Source organism: Micromonospora sp. NPDC003197 (assembly GCF_053590565.1).
Genome location: NZ_JBSFTE010000026.1, coordinates 1 through 20,502 on the forward strand (window position 1 = coordinate 1; position 20,502 = coordinate 20,502).

Here is a 20,502-nt window from a genome sequence, read left to right on the forward strand (position 1 = left end):
GCGTAGAGAACTCACATGATCGACAATCCCGTGCCTGTTTGCTACCCCTGAACAGCTACTTGGGCTGCACACGCCCTACTGACGGTCTCTCTAAGTAGACCGGACGCGGTGGCCGCCACCGACCGGCTCGGATCGAGGCCGCAATCATCTATCGCTGGCGGTGGAGCGCTCGTAGAGCCAGGTGAACCTGTCGATACGCCATAGTTGTACGACGACCACCAGGGTGCCCCCGAAGACCGTCGGCCAGACCTCCAACTGGACCAGCCCCCAGGCCAGCAGCCCGAACCCGGCGAGTCCGGTCAGTACCAACAGGCGTAGGACACTCTGGTGCCCCTCGGGCAGCCGGCCACCGCGCTCAGCCCAGAGTCGTTCTCCGTAGATGCCCTTCGCCGTCCAGGTCCGGGGCTCGTCCACCGGCGGGAACACATGCGGGTTGATCCAGAGCCAGACGACGACCATGGCGATCGGGACCAGACACCACCAGCCGATCCAGGTCCGGCTCCAGATCCCCAACAGAAGCGGGGGAATGGCAGCGAACCGGGTCCACACGCTCCACGGGTTGGCGTGTCGCCGCCACCCTTCATCGTCCATCCGGAAGGCTCGGGCGATCAGCTGCACCGGATTCATTGGACCTCCGGTGGCGGCGAGAACTGGTGGAGGGACGGGGTAGGGGAGCCCTCGGTGAAGAGTCCCCGGGTGAGCAACTCGGTGCCGGTCTGACCGATCCGGACGACACCATCCGGGGCGAACGGATCCGCGCCCAGGTGCCGGGCCAAATGCGCACGCAAGGCCAGTCCACCCAGCTCCATGCAGACCAGCAACGCCGCCCGTAGCTCGGGTTCGGTCGATCGGCGGATGTGCCCGGTCTCCTCGCCGAGGGCCAACACCCGTGCGGTCTCGTTCACCAGCGCGTCGAACAGCGCGGCACTTCCGGCGGTTTGTTCGACCATCGAACGGGTCAGGTAGCCGAGTACGGAGGTGCTGGCGCGCAGAGTGTGCGGCAGGCGGGTCGGGTCGCCGTCGACCTCCCGCCAGGCGGCCTTCGTGAACGCCAGAACATACGCGTCGCAGGCGTCGACCAGACCCTGTTTCGAACCGAAGTGGTGTACTACGAGACCAGCCGACACCCGGGCGTCGAGGGCGATCCGTCGTACGGAAGTGGCGGCGATGCCGTCAGCGGCGAAGCGTTTCAGTGCGACGTCGCGGATGCGTGCCCGGGCAGTCAAGTCACCTTGCGGATCCACGTGGCGAGCCTTGCGCCCCCGCCAGGCGACTGTCAAAGCGTTCAATTTCCTGCACAGTTGTTCAGCCCGGTCGGTGAATCATCGGCGGGAATCGGGGTATGCGATGTGGATGCGGGTACGGGAAATCGAGGACGGTCAACGGCGGACGCTGGTGGTGGTCTGTGACCGGGGTGAGGAGGCGGTGGGCACCATCCAGGCTGCCATAGGCGAGTACGACCTCCGCGCCGCCCAGGTCACCGCAGTGGGTGGCTTCCGGTCCGGCGAACTCGGCTACTTCGACCCTGCCATCCACGACTATCTGATGATCCCGATCGATGAGCAGGTGGAGGTGCTGTCCCTGCTCGGTGACGTGGCAGAGCAGGACGGTCAGCCCAAGCTGCACGTACACGCGGTCTGCGGCCGGCGGGACGGGTCGACGATCGGCGGCCACCTGTTGCGGGGTGAGGTGTGGCCGACCCTGGAGGTCGTTCTGACCGAGGTGGCCCCGTCGTTGGCCAAACGCTTCGACCCGGAGATCGGGCTTGCCCTGCTCACCCCCGACCTGCCTGGCTGACGGTCGCCGGTCACCGCCCGGCAGCCGTCAACCAGCGTCGAGCAGTCGACGAACCTCCGGGGCGGCCGGATGGTCGGGGGCCAGGGCGAGAAAGCGCCGGAGAGTCGGGACGGCTGCTGTGCTATCGCCTGCCCGCTGGGCGAGCCCCAGCATCAGCAGCGCCTCCGGTGCGTCCGGCCGGCCGGCGAGCACCTGCCGGGCGACGTCCTCGGCGGGTGTGGGCTGTCCGGCGCGGATCAGCGTGAAGGCCAACCGCAGCCGGATGTCGTCGTCGGGCCGCTGGGCCAGCGCGGTCCGGTAGACGTCGGCCGCGGTGGCGTACTCGCCCTGCTGCTCAAGGGAGCGGGCGAGGGTGAGCTGCGCCGGCACCGGGTCAGTTGCGGGCGGGTCGGGCGTGGGCGCGGCGGGTGACGTCACGGCGACCGCCCCGACGAACGCGACGAGACTCAGCGCACCCACATTCCAGAGCAGCCGGGCACGTTTGAGGAGTCGGGACGACGGGCCGGACCGGAGTGGGGGAGCGCGATGCCGCTCCGACCGCCGGTGGGGCCGTATCGCTGCCACCACGACCGCCAGGAGCACGAGCGCCGGCACCACCCAGAGAAGCAGTCCGAGCCCACGGTTCGGTGGCGTCGCCAGCACCTCGGGTCCGTACCGCTCGGCGAAGTATGCCCGCACCTCGTCGGGGCTGCGACCGTCGGCGAGTTGTGCGGCGACCACGTCCCGCATCGCCGCCGCGATCGGAGACCGCGAATCGGCCACCGACTCGCCCGCGCACGCCGGGCAGCGTAACCCGGCGGCGAGGTCCCGCACCGGGTCGGGTGCGCCAGCGCCGCTGGTCGAGCGCCAGGTCGCGAGGCCCGCACCGGCGACGAGTGCGACCAGCATGGCGACGGCGACGACCCGGCGGTACGTCATGTCGCCAACAGCGGTGCCACCCGCTGCTCCAGCCACTGTCGGGTGATCTGCCCCTGTGCCCAGTGCACCACCCGCCCCGTCCGGTCGATGACGAAGGTCTCCGGTACTCCCCGGGCTCCCCAGTCGACCGCAGTGCCGCCCGTCGGATCGGCCAGTACGAGGAGATCTTCGGCGCCCGTCTCGCGCAGCAGGCTCCGGGTAGCCTCGTCGCTGTCTCGTACGGCCAGGCCGACCAACTGGAGGCCCTGCCCGGACCAGCGCCGTTGCGCCTCGACCAGGAGCGGCAGCTCGGCTCGGCACGGGGCACACCACGAGGCGAACACGTTCACCAGCACCACCCGGTCGGGTAGTTTCGCGAGGTCGAAGTGGCCATCGTCGAGCGTACGTCCGGCCAGTGCCGGCGCGGCGGTGCCGGGTGTACGAGTGACCGGTCCCCGGTCGGCATCCGCCTCGCCCGAGGGCGAGCGATGCAGACCGACGGCCAGCGTGAGGCCGAGCGCGCCGACACAGAGCAGCGTGCCAAACACGGTCAGCCAGCGTCGCCGCGACGACCGGGAGCCGAGGGCGGTCTGCGTCATCGCCGGCTGACCTCCCGAAAGTCGACGGGGATCGAGCCCGATTGGCCGGTCGTGACCGGTTGCGTCGATGTGGGCCGGGAGCGTCGACCGATCGCCAGCAGGCCACCGAGTACGGTCAGTGCGCTGCCGGCCCAGAGCACGCTGATCAGCGGGTTGACGGCCAGCCGTACCGTGGCCCGGCTGCCGTCCGGCGACACGGCCAGGAGCGTCGCGTAGTGGTCGCGCAGCAGCCCGGATCGGATGCCGGGGACGCTGACCGTCATGTCCCAGGCGGGGAAGTAACGCAACTGGGGCCGGAGACTATCGGCGACCTTGCCGTTGGTGGTCAGCACGAGTTGGGCGGTCACGCGCATGTCCGCACTGCCGCCCTGACGCTCGACTGCGGCCAGCCGCACCGACGTTGCGCCGGCCGAGATCGACTGGCCGACGGTGATCTCCTGTTCTGTCGTCCGGGAATAGGCGGACGAGGCGGCAATCCCCACCGTCACCAGGGCGATACCGGTGTGTGCCAGCAGCCCGCCGAGGGCGCGTCGACCCGCGAGAAACTCTCGGATCCGTCCACCGGAGGGCCGAGGTGCGCGACTGGTGCTTCGGGTTGTGATGGCGATGCGACGTACCCGGGTGGCCAGCATCGTTCCGGCACCGGTCAGGACGAACGCGGCACCGCCGAAGGCGGCGAGTACGAGCACACCGGGCCGGCTGATCAGACCAACGGTCGCGACTACCGCCAGGCCGACGTAGCCCGGTACGGCCAACCGGCGCAGGTTCTCCCGATCCGGCCCGGACTTCCAGCGCAACAGGGGGGCGATTCCCATCAGGACGACGACCGCGACGGCCAGCGGAACCGCCGTCTGGTGGAAGTACGGCGGTCCGACGGCGGTCCGGACCCCGGTCAGCGCCTGCGCGACGAGCGGGAAGACGGTGCCGATCAGTACCACGGCGGCGAGGGTGGTGAGCAGGACGCCGTTGCCGAGCAGCGTGGTCTGGCGGGACAGCACCGGACCGGTCGCCGGGACCGAGGGCGTGGCAGCGGGCACCGATCGCGCTCGCCACCCGATCAGGGTGACCACACCGACCGCCGTCACCAGCACGAACCCCAGCAGCATCGGCCCGAGCGCCGACTCGGTGAAGGCGTGCACACTGTCCATCGACCCGGACCGGGTCAGGAAGGTGCCGACCAGGACCAGGAGGAAGCTGGCGCAGGCCAGGCTGACGTCCCAACCGGCCAGCGGTGGTCGACGTCGGGACATCAGCGTGGCGTGTAGGAAGGCAGTGGTCGTCAACCAGGGCAGCAGGGAGGCGTTCTCCACCGGATCCCACGCCCAGTAGCCGCCCCAGCCCAGGACGGCGTACGACCACCAGGCCCCGAGCGCGATGCCGGCGGTCAGCAGGGACCACGACAACAGGGCCCAGCCGCGTGCCGCCCGTAGCCATGGCGTACCCGACCGGCCGAGCAGGAGGGCGGCGATCGCGTACCCGAACGGGATCACCAGCCCGATGTAACCGGCGTACAGCAGGGGCGGGTGCAGTCCCATTGCCGGATGTTCCTGGAGCAGCGGATTGGGGCCGGGACCCCCGTCGGGCGGGGCAGTGACGGTGCGGAACGGGTTGGCGGCGAAGTAGGTCAGGGCGAAGAAGAACACGCTGACCGCGCTGACCACCGTCATCGCCCAGGACTGGAGGGCGGCGCGGGTGCGTGGCCCGGGGCGGGACAGCAGGGCGGAGTATCCGCCGAGGATCAGCAGCCAGAGCAGCAGTGAGCCGTCCAGGGCGGACCACAGGCTGGTGATCGTGAAGTACGTCGGCACGTGCCGGCCGCCGTTCTCGGCCACGAACCGGATGGTGAAGTCGTGGCTCAGCAGCGCCCATTCCAGGGCCCCGCAGGTGAGTACGGCGGCCAGCAGCGCCGTGCTGGTGGCGATCCGAGCGGGCCGGCGGGCAGCCGATCCGGTCAAGGCGACGCGGAGCCAGAACAGGGTGGCGGCGGTCGCTGCGGCGAGACCACCAGCGAGAGCCGCCGTGCCGATGGTGCCGATCATCCCGCCACCGGCGGTGCGGACGGTGCCCGGTATTCGTTGCCGTGCCGCACGATCACCTGATCGGAGCGGAAGACGCCGTCGGGCCCGAGTACCCCCTCGACGACGGCACCCTCTCCTTCCCGGAACGTTGCCGGAGGTGCTCCCTGCTGCAGGACGGTCACCTCGTGGCCGTCCTCGGCGAGCCGGAACACGGTCCGTCCCTCGTCGTGGTGGACCGAGCCGGGCACGACCATGCCGCTGAGTCGTACCCGATCCTGGGCCGTGGTCGGGTCGGCGGTGACCTCACCAGGGGTGCGGTAGTAGCGCAGGGTGCCGCTGAGGCCGCTGGCCACCAGCAGACCGACGGCGGCCAGCAGGATGGCGAAGGTGGCGTATCGGCTCCGGCGGTCCGATCTCATCGGTGCTTCCGGCCAACCCGGGCCAGCGTTCGGGTCGCCGGCCGGTCGGTCTCAGCCCGGTCTTCCGGCGCGTCCTGGGCCTGGTCTTCCAGGGTGGCGACCCGGCATAGGAAGACCCAGCTGGCGCCGACGGTGCAGGCGAGCACGCTCAGCAACAATGCGATCCCCATCAGCAGTTCGATGGGTGGCTTGCCCGGTGCGAGCACGGTGGCCGGTTGGTGCAGGGAACGCCACCAGACGACGGACCAGTGCACCAGCGGTACCAGGGCGAAGCCGCCGATGCCCAGCCGGGCGGCGCGATATGCGGCCCGGTGTGCGGCGGGTTCATCCCCGCCGGCCGTGTGGTGCCGCGTGGTGAGGCAGGCGGTGTAGACCAGCAGCAGCAGAACGGTGCTCACCAGGCGGGGATCCCAGGCCCACCAGGTGCCCCAGACCAGTTGACCCCAGACGGCACCCAGGACGATGGTGAGGGCGGTCAGGGCCACCCCGATCTCGGCTGCGGCCCGTGCGCACCGGTCCCACCGCAGGTCGCGGCGGATCAGGTACGCGATGCTGGTGACCAGGACAGCCGCGAACGCGAGGTACGCCGTCCACGCCGCCGGTACGTGCAGGTACATCAGGCGTTGGGCGTCCCCCTGGACGTGATCCGGTGGCGCGATCAGTAGGCCGGTGGCGAGGGCGGCTCCGGCGAGACCCGCAGTAGCCCAGCCGAGGGTGCGCCGATCAGCGGCAGCTCGGGGGCCGGAGGTGAGCGGAGTGCGGTTCGCTCCTCGCATGGTCGTCCCCGTTCGTGTCCGGTCGTCCGCGCCTGGCACCGGTACGGCTACTGTCCGCCAAGTTATCGCTATTTATGCCGTTTCACGGCGGAATCGAGTTATAGGAACTTTTAGGGGGTATTGACCATAAGCTGCTTCCGATGGAGGAGGCAGAGCGTCGGGCGGCCATGAGGACGGCGGATGGACGGACGGTTCGGTCACCGAGCCGAGCCTCGGTGACCGTCGTGCTGGTCGCCGCCCTGGTCCTGACCAGCTGTGCTGGCGACACGCCATCCACCCTGGACCCGGCTGGATACGGGGCCCGCCGCGTCGAGGGACTGTGGTGGCTGCTGTTCTGGATCTCCGTCGCGGTCTTCGCCGAGGTGCTGTTGCTGCTTGGCTGGGCGCTACTGTTTCGGCGCGGCGCGAAGACCAAGGTACGCCGGGGCGACCCGGTCCGGTTCGTTGCGGTGGCCGGGGCCGGTATCCCCCTGATCATCCTGGTCACCGTCTACGGCTTGGGCCTGCGTGAGCTGGCCGCCCTGGGCGACGGTCCGGACGATTCGGCGACGACGGTCGACGTGACCGGCCACAAGTGGTGGTGGGAGGTGCGCTACGCCGGCCGGTCCGGGGCCACCGCCAACGAGATCCACATACCGGTCGGTGAGCAGGTACGGGTGCGACTGCGTACCGCCGACGTCCTGCACAGCTTCTGGGTGCCGGAGCTGATGCCCAAGACCGACCTGATCGCAGGGAAGACCAACGAGACCTGGCTGCACGCGGAGCGGCCCGGTAGCTATCGGGGCCAGTGCGCGGAGTACTGCGGTCTGCAACACGCGCACATGAGCCTGCGGGTCGTGGCGCAGCCCCGGGCTGAGTTCGACGCTTGGCTGGCGAAGTTGGACGCACCCGCGGCCGAACCCCGTACCGAGGCACAGCGGCTGGGACAGGTGGCCTTCACCCAGGGCACCTGCGCCGCCTGCCACACCGTACGAGGCACCACGGCCAACGGGACGGTCGGTCCGGACCTGTCCGATGTGGGAGCCCGGTGGAGCCTGGGCGCCGGCACACTGCCCAACGATCCGGGACACCTGGGCGGCTGGATCGCCAACGCCCAGGTCAGCAAGCCCGGCAACGCCATGCCACCGCAGCCGGTGCCCGCCGCGCAACTTCCGAACCTGATCGCCTACCTCGAATCGCTGCGGTAGGCGTCCGTACCCCGGAAGGGAGGAAACGTGTCCACGGTCGCCGAGCTACCCGCAGGGGCCGGCCCCGCGCCGGCCGAGCAGTTGGCTGCCCGCTGGGAGGAACCCCAGACGGTACGGGCCTGGTTCACTACCGTGGACCACAAGCGCATCGGTCGGCGTTACCTGGTGACCGCGTCGGTGTTCTTCAGCCTGGCCGGGGTCAGCGCGATCCTGCTGCGCACCCAACTGGCCGGACCAGAGGCCGGACTGCTGTCGCCGCAGGAGTACAACCAGCTCTTCAGCATGCACGGCACGGCGATGATCTTCCTCTTCGCCACCCCGATGCTGTTCGGGTTCGGCAACTTCCTCGTGCCGTTGATGATCGGTGCCCGGGACATGGCGTTTCCCCGGCTCAACGCCTTCGGCTACTGGGTATTCCTCTTTGCCGGGGTGTTCATGTGGGCCAGCCTGCCCGCTGGGGCCGCGCCCAACGGCGGCTGGTTCGCCTACGTGCCGTTGACCGACGAGGCCAACAGTCCCGGTCTGCACCTGGACGTCTACACGTTGGGCCTGCTCTTCCTCGGCATCTCGACCACCGCCGGGGCGATCAACTTCATCGTCACCGCGCTGAAGCTACGCGCCCCCGGCATGTCCCTGAACCGGGTGCCGATCTTCGTGTGGGCGATCGTCGCCACCTCGTTCATGGTGCTCTTCGCGCTGCCCGCACTGAACCTCGACAACGGCCTGCTCTTCCTGGACCGCCGCTTCGGCACGCACTTCTTCGACCCCGACGCCGGCGGTAACGTGCTGCTCTGGCAACACCTGTTCTGGATCTTCGGACATCCGGACGTCTACATCATCGTGATGCCGGCGCTGGGGATCGTCTCGGCGGTGCTCCCGGCCTTCTGTCGGCGCGGCCTGGTTGCCTATCCGCTGGTCGTACTGGGCGTCGTGTCGATCTCGATCATCTCGTTCGGGGTGTGGGCGCACCACATGTTCGCCACCGGACTACCCCAGCTCTCCCTGAGCTTTTTCAGCGCGGCCAGCTCCATCATCACCATCCCCTCCGGCCTGCAACTCTTCGCCTGGCTGACTACCATGCTGCTGGGCCGGCTGGTGATGCGAGCGCCCCTGCTCTTCGTCATCGGATTCATCGTCACCTTCGTGATCGGCGGCTTCACCGGGGCGATGTTCGCGCTGACCGCGTTCGACCAGCAGGTGACCGACTCGTACTTCGTCGTTGCGCACTTCCACTACGTGCTCTTCGGCGGCGCGGTCTTCCCGATCCTGGCGGCGATCTACTTCTGGCTGCCGAAGATCACTGGTCGGATGTTCAACGAGCGGCTGGCCCGATGGGCGTTCTGGCTGATCTTCATCGGCATGAACGTCACCTTCTTCCCGATGCACCTCTCCGGGCTCTTCGGCATGCCCCGCCGGGTCTACACCTATCCCGAGGGACTCGGCTGGGACCCGTGGAACCTGCTCGCCACCGTCGGGGCGTACGTCCTGGCGGTGGGCCTGCTGCTGGTGCTGGTCGGGGTGGTCCACGCGCTGCGGCGTGGCCAGCCGGCCCCCGACGACCCGTGGGGCGGTGACACCCTGGAGTGGGCAACCAGTTCCCCGCCCGCCCCCTACAACTTCCCGGTACTGCCCGAGGTGCACAGCCTGCATCCGGTCTGGGATCCCCGGACCGGTGAATCCATGGCTGCCGGGGCGCCCGAGGCCCGGACCCTGGTCGACGGTCGGCAGACCATCCGTACCAGCGAACTGGATGCCCGCTACGAGCAGTCGATCGAGATGCCGGAGGCGTCGTTTCGTCCACTCGTCGCCGCGACCGGGCTTCTGGCCATCTTTGGTGGCCTTCTCTTCGGCTGGTACTGGGTGGCGGCCGGCGGTGGTCTCCTGCTCGCCCTGACCATGCTCGGCTGGCTGTGGCCGCCGGAGGAGTCGACGGGTGGGGCGCAATGGCAACCGTGACCGATCCGGCGGCACTCGCCACGGAACTGCCCGTCGGGCGGTCCACCGGCTGGTGGGGGATGGCGCTGTTCGTCGCCACCGAGTCGACGCTCTTCGCCGCGCTGCTCGGCAGCTACTTCTACCTGCGATTCCAGGCCGGCCCGCAGTGGCCGCCGGCCGGGATCCGCCCGCCGGAACTGTTTCTGCCGCTCATCATGACCGCGCTACTGCTGCCCAGCAGCCTGCCGCTGCTCTGGGCCGAACGGGGAATCCGCAGGGGCCAGCAGTGGCGGCTACGAGTGGGGCTGGCCATCACCATCGCGCTCGGCGCGTCGTTCCTGAGCCTGCAGGCGATGGAGTACGCGGCCAGTCTCCAGGAGTTCACCTTCACCACCGACGTGTACGGCTCGCTGTACTACGTCATCACCGGCTTCCACGGCGCGCACGTCACCATCGGGTTGCTGATGCTGACCTGGTTGCTGGCCGCCGCGCTCCGCGGCAAATTCGGCGTACGTCGGCACGAGCGGGTCCGGATCACCGCGCTCTACTGGCACTTCGTCGACCTGGTCTGGGCGGCCATCCTGTTCACCGTCTACCTGTCCCCACGGCTGTGACCGCCCAGCGGCTGCCCAGCCGTCGGGCGGGTCTCATCGGCGGACTGCTGCTGTGGTTTGGTGTGCTCGGCGGTGCGCTCGCCTGGACAGTGCACCTGCTGGCCGGCTGGAGTATCGACGAACTCACCTGCGCGGCGGGCAGTTCGGAGGTCGCGGGGATGCCCCTGCGGTACGCGATCGGGCTGACCGTACTGATTCCGGTGGCAGCCACGGTCGCCGCGCTGGTGGTCGCCTGGCGGGCCTGGCGTCGTACCGGGTCGCCGGATACCGGGACCCAGGTCACCGGGACACCGGTTGCCGGGCCGCAGGGTTCCGGGCTACCGCGCGCCGGGGGCGTCGGTCATGCGCTGGGCCGGGCCCGGCTGCTGGCCCTGGTCGGCCTGACCTCGAACCTGCTGTTCCTGACCATCATCGTCCTCGGTGGTGTCGCGACCCTGGTGTTCCCGCCATGCCAGCGCTGACCGTCCTCGCCGGAGAGTCCGTGCCGCTCGCCCACGGCGGTACGGACGACGCCGGGCTCTCCGGGGCAGCGCTGGTCGTACTGACCGCCGGCCTGCTGGCCGCCTACGGCCGGGGCGTGCACGAACTGTGGCTGCGGCGTGGGGTGGGGATGGTCGTACCGGCCTGGCGGGTGGCGGCCTTCGTTGTCGGGGTCGCCGCACTGGGCGCCACCCAGACCGGCCCGCTGCACACCGTGGCGGAACGATCGTTCGCCGGTCACATGGCCCAACACATGGTCCTGCTGCTGGTGGTCGGCCCGTTGCTGGCGGCGGGTGCGGCCGGGCTACCGTTCGCCCTGGCCGGCCCCCGATGGCTGCGCCGCCGGTGGGCCCGCTGGCGGGTGGGCGCGATCGGGCGGTGGCTACGCCGACCGATCGTCCTCGCCACGGTGGCCGGTACGACCCAGAGCCTCGTCCTGTGGCTCTGGCACCTGCCGGCACCGTACCGGGCGGTGCTGCGTGACGATGCCCTGCACGCGGTACAACACACGACGTTCGTGGCCGCCGCCTGGCTGCTGTGGTCGACGGTGCTGGGAGCGCCGCGGCATCGCCTGCCCGGTCCGGTCGGGATGCTGCTGCTCTTCCTGACCATGCTGCCCGCTGCGGCGCTCGCCGCCGCGCTCACCTTCGCTCCCGAGCCGCTGTATTCGGCCGGATCGCAGATGACAGCTGGAACACAGACGACAGCCGAAACCCTGGGGACGGTGTCCGTGGACGCCCTCGCCGACCAGCAGTTGGGCGGCCTGGTGATGTGGATTCCGATGGACGTGGCCGTGCTGGTAGCGGCGGTGACCCTGGCGCTGCGCTGGTTCGGCCGCCTCGATCGGCGCAGACCCGCCGGACGGGATCTGACGCCGCCCGAGAACCCCGGCCCTGACCCGTCGCCGCCCGAGAGCCGCGATCCGTCGCCGCCCGACGGCCAGGTAGTGCGGGAGGTGACGAGATGAGGCAGGGACGATTCCTTTGGCCGGTAGGGCTGGCGCTGGTGTTTGTCGCCGCTGCCTGCACCCGGGTGCCGTCACCGCCTCCGCCCGAGGCAGGTAGCGGTTATCCGGAGCGGGGTGCCCGGTTGATCGAGCAGTACGGCTGCGGCAGCTGCCACACCATACCGGGGGTCGATCGGGCCAACGGGCTGGTCGGGCCGCCACTGACCCGGTTCGGTGCCCGTTCCTATGTGGCGGGGGAGCTACCGAACAACGCCGAGAACCTGCGGCACTGGATCGAGGACCCGCAGTCGGTGGAGCCGGGCACCGCCATGCCGGACCTGGGGGTGGGACCGATCGACGCCCAGGACATCGCCGCCTACCTGCTGACACTCGACTGACTGATGAATGCGTGACCGAACGCCGGACGCGGTGACTGACCGCCAGGGGCGACCCGATCGGGACGACCTGTGACACCAACGAGGGGAGTGGAACCGGTGCACGTAACCGGAGGATCCGGCCGACTACCCGGTCGCCGCCAGCGATACCGGGCGCTGACGGTCGTCGCCGTACTGGCCCTGGCTGTTGGACCGGCGCTGCTCGCCCCCGGCCCAGAGCCGAGCCCACCGCCGGTCACCGCCGACCCGACACGGGACCGAGGTGCCCAGCTCTACCTGGAGAGCTGTGCGAGCTGTCACGGACCCGCTGGCGAGGGGAGCCAGCGCGGCCCGACCCTGGTCGGTGTCGGGCCGGCGTCGGTCGACTTCCAACTGCGTACCGGTCGGATGCCGCTGACCCAGGTGCGACCGCAACCGCCGCACCGCGACCCGGTCTTCACCGCGCCGGACATCGAGGCGCTGGTCCGGCACGTGGCCAGCTTTGGTGCTGGCGGGCCGGCGATTCCGCAGGTTGGAGCGGGCGACGTCCGCGTCGGTCGGGAACTCTTCCTGGCCAACTGCGCGGCCTGCCACTCGGCGACCGGAGCCGGCACCGCGCTGACCAACGACCAGGTCGCCCCGGCGCTGGACCGGGCGACCCCGATCGAGGTCGCCGAGGCGGTACGGGTCGGACCGGGACTCATGCCCGCCTTCCCCGACACGGCTCTCACCGACCAGCAGGTCAACGCCCTGGCCGCGTACGTGGGGGTGTTGCAGTCCGACCGGTTGGATCGTGGTGGTGCGGCGCTCGGGCGGCTCGGACCGACCACTGAAGGGCTGGTCACCTGGGTGGTCGGCCTGCTGCTGATTGTGCTCGCCGTCCGCTGGCTGGGCAGCCGGGCGGACCAATGAGCCAACCAGAGCAGCAGTCGGGCGGGCTGACGAGCCAACCAGAGCATGAGCCGGGCGGGCCGGCGAGCCAACCCGACCCACGACCTGATCGGCGTGACGATCGGACCGCGACGCGGTTGATCGCTGGTGCCTTCGCGATCAGCGCGCTCGGCGCGGTCGGCTTCGCGATCGGGTACGTCACCGGTGGCCAGACGCAGTGGGCCGGCATCACCCTCGCGGTCGCTTTCGCCGGCTTGGCGGTCGGTTTGGCGATCTGGGCCCGGAAACTACTGCCCACCGGCGGGTACGTCGAGGAACACGAGCCGTTCGCCTCGTCGCCGGCACAGCGGCGGCTCGCGACAGCAGACCTGGCCAGCCCAGATGACCCGATCCGACGACGCGGCCTGCTCGGCGCGCTGGCGCTGGCGTTGGGGGCGCTCGGTATGGCGGCGCTCTTTCCACTCCGCTCGTTGCTGCCGGCGGGAAGCCGGCGACCGGACCGGGCCCTGCGGGACACCCCGTGGGCGGCCGGGGTGCGGCTGGTGACCGCCGAAGGAAGGCCGGTCCGCCCCGACGACGTGACCGGCGAATCGGTCCTACCGGTCTTTCCCGAGGGGCACCCCAGAGCCGGCGACGGTCCGGCGTTCGTCGTACGTCTCGACCCGGCCCGCTTCGCCGTACCACCACCGGCCGGGGACCTGGCCGGGCTGGTGGTCTACTCGCTGCTCTGCACCCACGCCGGCTGTCCCGTGGGTATCTACCTCAAGGGCACCGGACGGATGCTCTGTCCGTGCCACCAGTCCGCCTTCGATCTGCTCGCCGGTGCGCGCCCGGTCGCCGGGCCGGCGGCCCGGGCCCTGCCCGGCCTGCCGGTCGAGGTCGGGCCGGACGGATTCCTGCGGGCCACCGGCGACTTCACCGCACCGCCCGGTGCCGGGTTCTGGAGCCGACAATGATCGTCGACCGGATGGTACGAGCGTTGGACGATCGGCTGCGGGTTGTCCCGTTGGCCCGTCGCGCCTTGGTCAAGGTGTTCCCCGACCACTGGTCGTTCATGCTGGGCGAGGTCGCGCTCTACTCATTCGTCGCACTTGTGCTGACCGGCGTCTATCTCACGTTCTTCTTTGAGCCAAGCACCGCCGAGCGGGTCTACTCCGGTGCGTACGAGCCGTTGTCGGGTTCGCGGGTCTCGTCGGCGTACGCCTCCACGGTGGAGCTGAGCTTCGACGTACGTAGTGGTCTGCTGATCCGGCAGACCCACCACTGGGCGGCGCTGGTCTTTGTCGGCGCGATCGTGCTGCACCTGCTGCGGATCTTCTTCACCGGGGCGTTCCGTCGACCCAGGGAGATCAACTGGTTGATCGGCGTGACAATGCTGGCGTTGGCGCTGCTCAACGGCTTCACCGGCTATTCGATACCGGACGACCTACTCTCCGGCACCGGCCTGCGGATCATCTACTCGGTGGTCGAGTCGATCCCGGTGGTCGGCACCTGGGTGGCGTTCCTCGCCTTCGGGGGCGAGTTCCCGACCGGGCAGATGATTCCGCGGATGTTCATCACCCACGTGCTCGTGGTGCCGGCGGTGCTGGTCGCGCTGATCTCCGTACACCTGGCGATCCTGGTCCGGCAGAAGCACAGCCAGTTCGCCGGGACGGGGCGTACCGAGCACAACGTCGTCGGATCGCGGTTCTGGCCGAGCTACACGTTGCGTACCCTGGCGCTGCTGGCCTGGGTGCTGGCGGTGCTTTTCGCCCTCGGCGGGTTGGTGCAGATCAACCCGGTCTGGATCTACGGTCCGTTCGATCCGGCCCAGGCGACCGCACCGGCCCAACCCGACTGGTACGTCGCCTGGGGCGACGGTGCCCTGCGGCTCTTCCCGCCGGTGGAGTTCCGGATCGCCGGCTACCTGGTGCCGGCACCGTTCCTGCCCGGTGTGGTGCTCGGCGGTCTCACCTTCGCCGGCCTGTACGCCTGGCCGTTCCTCGAACGTTGGCGGGGTCGGGACCACGCCGTGCACCAGTTGCTGGACCGGCCACGGGATCATCCGGTCCGGCTGGCGGTCGGCGTCGCCGTACTCGTCTTCTATGCCCTGCTGGTCTTCGCGGCGGCGGACGACATCGCGGCCCGGCTGCTGGGGGTTCCACTGCTGGACGTGGTGTCGGTGCTGCGGATCCTGGTGCTGGTCGCCCCGCCGGTGGCCGGGGTGTCGGCCTATCTCGCTGCTTCCGCACTGCGCCGAGCAGCGCCGCGCGCCAAGTCGGGCGACGGCCGGGTGGAACTGTGGGCCGACCCCGACGGGGTCTGGCGATGGGGGTATCGCGAGTCGTCGCGACGACGGCTCGCCGGTAACCGGGGCTTCCGGTCCCAGGAGGAGGCGGCGGCTGCGGCTGGTACGGCCTACCCCGGCCAGCCGGTCGTTGTGGTGTCGCCGCCACCCGAGGCGGTCGGTCCCGGTGCGGTCAGCCGGGTAGCAGGTCGCCTCGGTCGGACCACCGGTTACCTGGCGTTGCTCGTCATCGGTGCGATCCGGTGGCGGCGCGGGCGGCCACGCCAGTAACTGGCGGCGCCCGGAAATAATCTCGCCTACATCGATGTAGAAGTCTTTCCAATTTTCGATGATCTTGGTTGGATAATTTCACACCCGGTCATGTGGAGTGGGAAGAAGGTTCGATGAGGAAGAGATATCTGCGTGGGGGCATGCTGGTCACGGCCGCGGCGATGGTGGCCGCGATCCTGACGCCAGCGACGGCGGCCAGCGCGGCGACGACCATCGTCGACAACGACACCGCCGGCCGCTTCACCGCCAGCGGCAACTGGGGCAGCTCCGCCTGGTCCAGCCAGCGTTACGGAGCGAACTACATGTTCGCGAGCCCGGACACCTCGGGCAGCGACGCGGCCTGGTACAAGGCAGACATCCCCACCGCCGGCAACTACCAGGTCGAGGTCTGGTACCCGGCCGACGCCGGCTACAACGACTCGACCCCGTTCGTTGTGGCCGCCACCGGCGGCAGTCAGACCGTACGGGTCAACCAGCGGACCAACGGTGGCCAGTGGGTGAGTCTCGGGGTGTTCCCACTCGCCGCCGGTGACTACAACGTCGTCGGGGTCAGCCGCTGGACCACCGGCACCGGTTACGTCGTTGCCGACGCGGTCCGGATCACGTCGTCCTCGGGCGGAGGAACCACGTTCTCCCTGCCGCTGCCGCGTACCGCCCTGCCGCGCAGCGAGTACGACGACCCGCACCACGACTACGCGGCGATCGACCTGCCGGTGCCGACCGGCACCGCCGCGTACGCCGTCCGGGCCGGCACCGTCACCCGGATCGACGACAGCTCCTGCGGCCAGGGCATCAACCTCACCGGTACGGACGGCGCGATCTACACCTACTGCCACTTCTCCGCCTGGTCGGTCGCCAGCGGTGCCACCGTCACCGCCGGACAGCGGATCGGCTCGACCGGCAACACCGGCAACTCCACCGGCCCACACCTGCACTTCGGCATTCGGACCGGCACCGTACGTCGTTGCCCGCAGAACTTCCTGCTGGCGCTCTACGACGGGGTCACCCCGCCAGCAGCGACCAGCCTGCCAACCAGCGGCTGCTCCTACTGACGCGGGCCGGCTTCTAGCGCGGGTCGCGGCGGTGTACGGCAGGCACCGTCGCGTCGCGTCCCCTGGTGGTACCGGGTGCGGACTACCAGGGGACGCACTGCGATCAGCACTGTTAAGCGGCCCGAGGAGCACCCATGCCCGGATCGATCTGGACCGGTCCGGCGGCCGACGGTCGTACGTCGAAATCGAAGATCGCAGTCGGCAGGTAGACGGTGGCGCAGGAGTTGGGGATGTCCACCACACCGGAGAAGCGTCCTTCGATCGGAGCGGCACCGAGCAGCAGGTAAGCCTGTTCGCCGCTGTAGCCGAACTTGGTCAGGTAGTCGATGGCGTGCAGGACGGCCCGCTGGTAGGCCAGCTGCGAGTCCAGGTAGCGCTGCTCGCCGTCGAGGGTGACGGAGAGCCCGGAGAACGCCAGCCACTCGCAGTACTGCGGCCCGGTGTTGCCCGGCATGAAGATGGTGTTCTCGCCAACCCCGTACGTCGCCATGCCCCCCTTGATCAGGTCCACGTGCAGGTCGACGAAGCCACTCATCTCGATTGCGCCGCAGAAGGTGATCTCTCCGTCGCCCTGGGAGAAGTGCAGGTCGCCGATGGAGAAGTTCGCGCCGGGAACATAGACCGGATAGAAGACCCGAGTCCCCTTGGTGAAGTTCTTGATGTCCTGGTTGCCGCCGTTTTCCCGGGGCGGCGCGGTCCGGGCACCCTCGGCCGCGACCCGGTCGAAGTCGGCCCCGGTGAGGGAACCCAGGATGGCGTCCTTCGGCTCGGGCGGTAACGCCAACGGCGGTACCCGGTTCGGATCGGTGGCCCGTAGCCGTCCTTCCCGATCGTGCCACCGCGCGAGAAGTTCCGCCGAGGGCGCGGTGCCGGCCAGGCCCGGGTGCATCATCCCGGTGAACCGTACCCCCGGGATGTGCCGCGACGTCGCCGTCTGGCCGGTGAAGTCCCAGATCGCCTTGTAGGCATCCGGGAACTGGTCGGTGAGAAATCCTCCACCGTTCTTCTTGGCGAAGATCCCGGTGTAGCCCCATCCCTGGCCGGCCAACGGGCCGGAGTCCTCCTGGGGGATCGGGCCGATGTCGAGGATGTCGACGATGAGTAGGTCGCCCGGCTCGGCCCCCTCGATGCGGAACGGCCCACTCAGCGCGTGTACGACCGACAAGGGGGCATCCCGAATGTCCTCCGCCGAGTCGTCGTTGCGCATGGCACCGTCGAACCATTCGCGACAGTCCACACGGAAGGAGTCACCCGGTTTGACACTGACCACTGGCGGAATGTCGGGATGCCACCTGTTGTGACCGATCTTCTCCTGGTCGGTGAACTTCTTCGACGAGTCCAAGGGAAAGAGGTTCTTGGGCATCGCTGATTCCTCCTGTTGGCTCCCGCGCTTTCCTCCTGATAGCCCCCGAGCTGGGTGCTCCTCGCCTGGGTGACGACGTCATCCGGCGTGGGTCACGGTCGGGGCAGACGGGCATGACCGGGATGCCTGGGCTGCCGCCGTACCGGCTGAGACCGGGGCGGAACGCGCCTCACCACCTCGGGTCTCTCCGCGCTTCGCTGGGCATGGTCGATCGCCCTGGTCAGCGACTGTGGAGTACGGGCGAGCATCGGCGTCGAGAAGACCCGGTCGGCATGGTCCCCACAGACCACGCAGTTGGTCTGCGCAGCCGCGGTGCCGATCGGATAGGTGACCTCGAAGTTACCGTCCTGCGGGCACCGGTATTCGTATTTGGCCATCTTCACCCCATTCCCGCCAGGAAACCTCGGCGCCCCAGTCACCCGCCCGCCCGACGGCGTGCCGCGACCCTGGTGCACGCCGGGCCGGCAGGTACGCAAGGCGCGGACAAGGAAAGCATGAAAGCCCGACGAGTGACGGCGCAGTCGAACGCGGCAAGTCGTGACTGCTGTGACCAGGGTGACGGTGCGAGTACGGGGGAGGGATGCGCGGATGCCTAGATGATTGAGTCCTAAATCCCTGCTGGTCAATGGTCGTATGCGATGAGTGATCTTGGGTTGGGTGCGCCGATGTTGGTGTTGTGCCAGATCACAGCGGCCAGGGCGAGTAGGCGTTGACCGACGCGGGCGAACAGGCCGTCGTGTCGGCGGGCTCCGTGTCGTTCCAGGGAGAGCTGGCCTTTCAGGCTCTGGAAGATCGACTCGATCCATTGGCGGGCGCGGAGCAGGGCTTTCTCGGCCGGGGTGCGTGGGGCGTCGGCTGTGGCGTTGGCGCGTTTCGGGCGGACCAGGTGGATGCTGCGCAGGTCGCAGAACTGGTCGAACTCCGGGCTGGCGAAGCCACGGTCGGCCAGGATGACCTGCCCGTCGGCGATCAGGTGGTGGTCGGCCTCGATGAGGGCGGCCATCACCTCCCGTTCGTCGAGTTTCGGGTTGGCCAGGCACCACAGCACGGGCATGCCCTCGGCTGTGGCCAGTAGATACAGGCGCATGCCCCAGAAGTAGCGGGAGTGTGAGGCGCTGTAGCCGTAGCCGGCGTCCCCGGCCAGGTCCGAACGTTTCGTGGTCTCCCGCGAGGTGCCGCACGGTACCGGGGTGGAGTCGATCAACCTGAGGATCGGGGCACTGGTCGGGGTGACCTGGGCCAGGGCCCGGAGCACGGTGGCGATGAGCTGACCGCTGCCGCGGACCCGTTTGCCGTAGCCGGACGCGGTCGGCAGGTACGGGAACATGCCTTGCAGGTGGGTGCCGGCCCAGCGGATCCAGTGCCGTTCACGAGGGAAGTCGAACAGGACCTGGGTGATCATCAGGCAGACCAGTTCGGCGTCGGACAACCGCTGGGGCCGGCCGGGACGGCGGCGACGCGGTACCAGGTGATCGTCTACGAACACGTACAGTGCGGTCAGAAGGGTGTTGATGTCAGCTGTCACGAGCAGACAACGACACCCTTCCCTGTGCCAGTACGCCGGCACCTCCCACCAGCAAAGATTTAGGACTCAATCATCTAGATCACTGGGCCGACACGTCCCGCCGCCGTGGCGATGGGCAGCGACGGGAACGTGCCAGGCAGGGCCGCACTCAACCGCTAGGACGGCCCTCGCCCAGGATCAGTCGAAGGTCGCTTCCGTGATCAGTCGAGAGCGATGTAGAGACGCTTGCCGGCCGGGACGTAACCCACCCGTTCGTAGACTCGCCAGGAGTCCGCAGCGGAGGCCTCCAGCCAGGCGGTTTCGGTACCCGCCGCGAACACCCGCTCCGTGATCGCGGCGGTGAGGGCTCCGGCGATGCCCTGTCGACGGAACCCGCGCCGCACCGCGATACCGGCGACCTCGGCCACCCCGCCACCGGGCGGTGCCGCCTGCCCGCCACCGACGATGCGACCGCTGCCGAGATCGCGGGCGAGCATCACCACCCCGCCGTTTTGCTGGGTACGGCGGATGCGGGCGACGTCCGACGCGGTAGCGACCGGCTCACCGCCGAACGCTTCGTTCTGGGCCGCGACGAGACCGGCGCGGTCCTCGTCCGTGCGTGGTACCGCGATCTCGAATCCCTCGGGTATCGCGGGTACGACGAGTGCGGCGGGCGAACAGACCAGGTAGTCGTGCCGTGCCTCCACAGTGAAGCCGGCGGCGAGCAGGAGTTGTTCGAGGTCGGGGGCACAGCTGGTGACGTACTCCAGTCTCGGTACGCAGCCGATGCCCTCGAACGCTGTTACCAGTGCGGCCACGTCGGCAGCGGTCATGCCTGCTCCGATGTGGGGAGTGGCGTAATTGACGAATCGGCTGTCGGTGCTCGGATCCCAACCGATGACGAAGGGCCCGACTGCGACGACCTTAGGACGCCGGTTGAGCTGGGCGAGGACGGAATTCTGGACGTTGGTGTCCATGATCAGGTGACCCCATGTCAGTGAAAGAAGATCTGCGGACTGGATCGGGAAACGTGGGGCCGCCGCAGAACGAGGTGGTGCTCAGCGCAGACCGGCAGACCGGTCCTGCTGTGCAG

The 20,502-nt window shown here is 69.3% G+C and carries 22 protein-coding genes; 11 read left to right on the forward strand and 11 right to left on the reverse strand.

What is annotated here, in order from left to right:
- Positions 1-144: 144 nt before the first annotated feature.
- Positions 145-627 (reverse strand): DUF6653 family protein, encoded by a 483-nt coding sequence (locus tag ACWDV4_RS24125; protein WP_449982682.1) that lies wholly within the window; start codon positions 625-627, stop codon positions 145-147.
- Complete coding sequence (locus tag ACWDV4_RS24130) at positions 624-1,244, reverse strand: TetR/AcrR family transcriptional regulator (RefSeq protein ID WP_449982685.1); 621 nt, start codon at positions 1,242-1,244, stop codon at positions 624-626. The genes ACWDV4_RS24125 and ACWDV4_RS24130 overlap by 4 nt, the downstream gene beginning before the upstream one ends.
- A gap of 109 nt (positions 1,245-1,353) precedes the next feature.
- Between ACWDV4_RS24130 and ACWDV4_RS24135 the strand changes: the two genes are divergently transcribed.
- A complete protein-coding gene (locus tag ACWDV4_RS24135; RefSeq protein WP_449982688.1) occupies positions 1,354-1,797 on the forward strand; it encodes a PPC domain-containing DNA-binding protein in 444 nt (147 codons plus the stop codon).
- Positions 1,798-1,824: 27 nt separating this feature from the next.
- Here the strand turns inward: ACWDV4_RS24135 and ACWDV4_RS24140 are convergent, their stop codons facing one another.
- Genes ACWDV4_RS24140 through ccsA form a run of 5 tightly spaced genes read right to left on the reverse strand, consistent with a single transcriptional unit; the run spans position 1,825 to position 6,506 of the window.
- Entirely contained in the window at positions 1,825-2,715 is an 891-nt protein-coding gene (locus ACWDV4_RS24140) for a cytochrome c-type biogenesis protein CcmH (protein WP_449982690.1), read from the reverse strand.
- On the reverse strand, positions 2,712-3,293 hold the full coding sequence (locus ACWDV4_RS24145) for a redoxin domain-containing protein (protein ID WP_449982693.1): 582 nt from the start codon (positions 3,291-3,293) through the stop codon (positions 2,712-2,714). The genes ACWDV4_RS24140 and ACWDV4_RS24145 overlap by 4 nt, the downstream gene beginning before the upstream one ends.
- Positions 3,290-5,332 (reverse strand): heme lyase CcmF/NrfE family subunit, encoded by a 2,043-nt coding sequence (locus tag ACWDV4_RS24150; protein WP_449982696.1) that lies wholly within the window; start codon positions 5,330-5,332, stop codon positions 3,290-3,292. The genes ACWDV4_RS24145 and ACWDV4_RS24150 overlap by 4 nt, the downstream gene beginning before the upstream one ends.
- A complete protein-coding gene (locus tag ACWDV4_RS24155) occupies positions 5,329-5,730 on the reverse strand; it encodes a cytochrome c maturation protein CcmE (RefSeq protein WP_449982699.1) in 402 nt (133 codons plus the stop codon). Before ACWDV4_RS24155 ends, ACWDV4_RS24150 begins: the two co-directional genes overlap by 4 nt.
- Positions 5,727-6,506: a cytochrome c biogenesis protein CcsA gene (gene ccsA, locus ACWDV4_RS24160; protein WP_449982701.1), complete on the reverse strand. Its 780-nt coding sequence runs from the start codon at positions 6,504-6,506 to the stop codon at positions 5,727-5,729. The genes ACWDV4_RS24155 and ccsA overlap by 4 nt, the downstream gene beginning before the upstream one ends.
- A gap of 140 nt (positions 6,507-6,646) precedes the next feature.
- Between ccsA and coxB the strand changes: the two genes are divergently transcribed.
- From coxB to ACWDV4_RS24210, 10 genes are all read left to right on the forward strand, one after another.
- Positions 6,647-7,693 carry a cytochrome c oxidase subunit II gene (coxB, locus tag ACWDV4_RS24165; RefSeq protein WP_449982704.1) on the forward strand — a complete coding sequence of 349 codons (1,047 nt, stop codon included), beginning with the start codon at positions 6,647-6,649 and terminating at the stop codon, positions 7,691-7,693.
- A gap of 27 nt (positions 7,694-7,720) precedes the next feature.
- A complete protein-coding gene (gene ctaD, locus ACWDV4_RS24170) occupies positions 7,721-9,649 on the forward strand; it encodes a cytochrome c oxidase subunit I (protein WP_449982707.1) in 1,929 nt (642 codons plus the stop codon).
- The gene (locus ACWDV4_RS24175) at positions 9,637-10,242 is read left to right on the forward strand and encodes a cytochrome c oxidase subunit 3 (RefSeq protein ID WP_449982710.1); all 606 of its coding nucleotides are present in this window, start codon (positions 9,637-9,639) and stop codon (positions 10,240-10,242) included. The genes ctaD and ACWDV4_RS24175 overlap by 13 nt, the downstream gene beginning before the upstream one ends.
- Positions 10,239-10,703, forward strand: a complete 465-nt coding sequence (locus ACWDV4_RS24180; protein WP_449982712.1) for a hypothetical protein — start codon at positions 10,239-10,241, stop codon at positions 10,701-10,703. Before ACWDV4_RS24175 ends, ACWDV4_RS24180 begins: the two co-directional genes overlap by 4 nt.
- Positions 10,691-11,689, forward strand: coding sequence for a cytochrome c oxidase assembly protein (locus ACWDV4_RS24185; protein ID WP_449982714.1), 999 nt, complete (start codon positions 10,691-10,693; stop codon positions 11,687-11,689). The genes ACWDV4_RS24180 and ACWDV4_RS24185 overlap by 13 nt, the downstream gene beginning before the upstream one ends.
- Complete coding sequence (locus ACWDV4_RS24190) at positions 11,686-12,066, forward strand: c-type cytochrome (protein WP_449982717.1); 381 nt, start codon at positions 11,686-11,688, stop codon at positions 12,064-12,066. Before ACWDV4_RS24185 ends, ACWDV4_RS24190 begins: the two co-directional genes overlap by 4 nt.
- A 96-nt stretch (positions 12,067-12,162) precedes the next feature.
- The gene (gene qcrC / locus ACWDV4_RS24195) at positions 12,163-12,954 is read left to right on the forward strand and encodes a cytochrome bc1 complex diheme cytochrome c subunit (protein ID WP_449982720.1); all 792 of its coding nucleotides are present in this window, start codon (positions 12,163-12,165) and stop codon (positions 12,952-12,954) included.
- Positions 12,951-13,889: a Rieske 2Fe-2S domain-containing protein gene (locus ACWDV4_RS24200; RefSeq protein WP_449982723.1), complete on the forward strand. Its 939-nt coding sequence runs from the start codon at positions 12,951-12,953 to the stop codon at positions 13,887-13,889. Before qcrC ends, ACWDV4_RS24200 begins: the two co-directional genes overlap by 4 nt.
- Entirely contained in the window at positions 13,886-15,490 is a 1,605-nt protein-coding gene (gene qcrB, locus ACWDV4_RS24205; RefSeq protein ID WP_449982726.1) for a cytochrome bc1 complex cytochrome b subunit, read from the forward strand. Before ACWDV4_RS24200 ends, qcrB begins: the two co-directional genes overlap by 4 nt.
- A gap of 113 nt (positions 15,491-15,603) precedes the next feature.
- Complete coding sequence (locus tag ACWDV4_RS24210; RefSeq protein ID WP_449982729.1) at positions 15,604-16,542, forward strand: golvesin C-terminal-like domain-containing protein; 939 nt, start codon at positions 15,604-15,606, stop codon at positions 16,540-16,542.
- A 112-nt stretch (positions 16,543-16,654) separates the two neighbouring features.
- Here ACWDV4_RS24210 and fmdA read toward each other — a convergent pair whose 3' ends face one another.
- From fmdA to ACWDV4_RS24230, 4 genes are all read right to left on the reverse strand, one after another.
- On the reverse strand, positions 16,655-17,905 hold the full coding sequence (gene fmdA, locus ACWDV4_RS24215) for a formamidase (protein ID WP_449982732.1): 1,251 nt from the start codon (positions 17,903-17,905) through the stop codon (positions 16,655-16,657).
- A 92-nt stretch (positions 17,906-17,997) separates the two neighbouring features.
- Complete coding sequence (locus ACWDV4_RS24220; protein WP_449982735.1) at positions 17,998-18,282, reverse strand: zinc ribbon domain-containing protein; 285 nt, start codon at positions 18,280-18,282, stop codon at positions 17,998-18,000.
- A 245-nt stretch (positions 18,283-18,527) separates the two neighbouring features.
- Complete coding sequence (locus ACWDV4_RS24225) at positions 18,528-19,430, reverse strand: IS982 family transposase (protein WP_449982738.1); 903 nt, start codon at positions 19,428-19,430, stop codon at positions 18,528-18,530.
- A gap of 200 nt (positions 19,431-19,630) precedes the next feature.
- On the reverse strand, positions 19,631-20,386 hold the full coding sequence (locus tag ACWDV4_RS24230) for a GNAT family N-acetyltransferase (RefSeq protein ID WP_449982741.1): 756 nt from the start codon (positions 20,384-20,386) through the stop codon (positions 19,631-19,633).
- Positions 20,387-20,502: the final 116 nt, after the last annotated feature.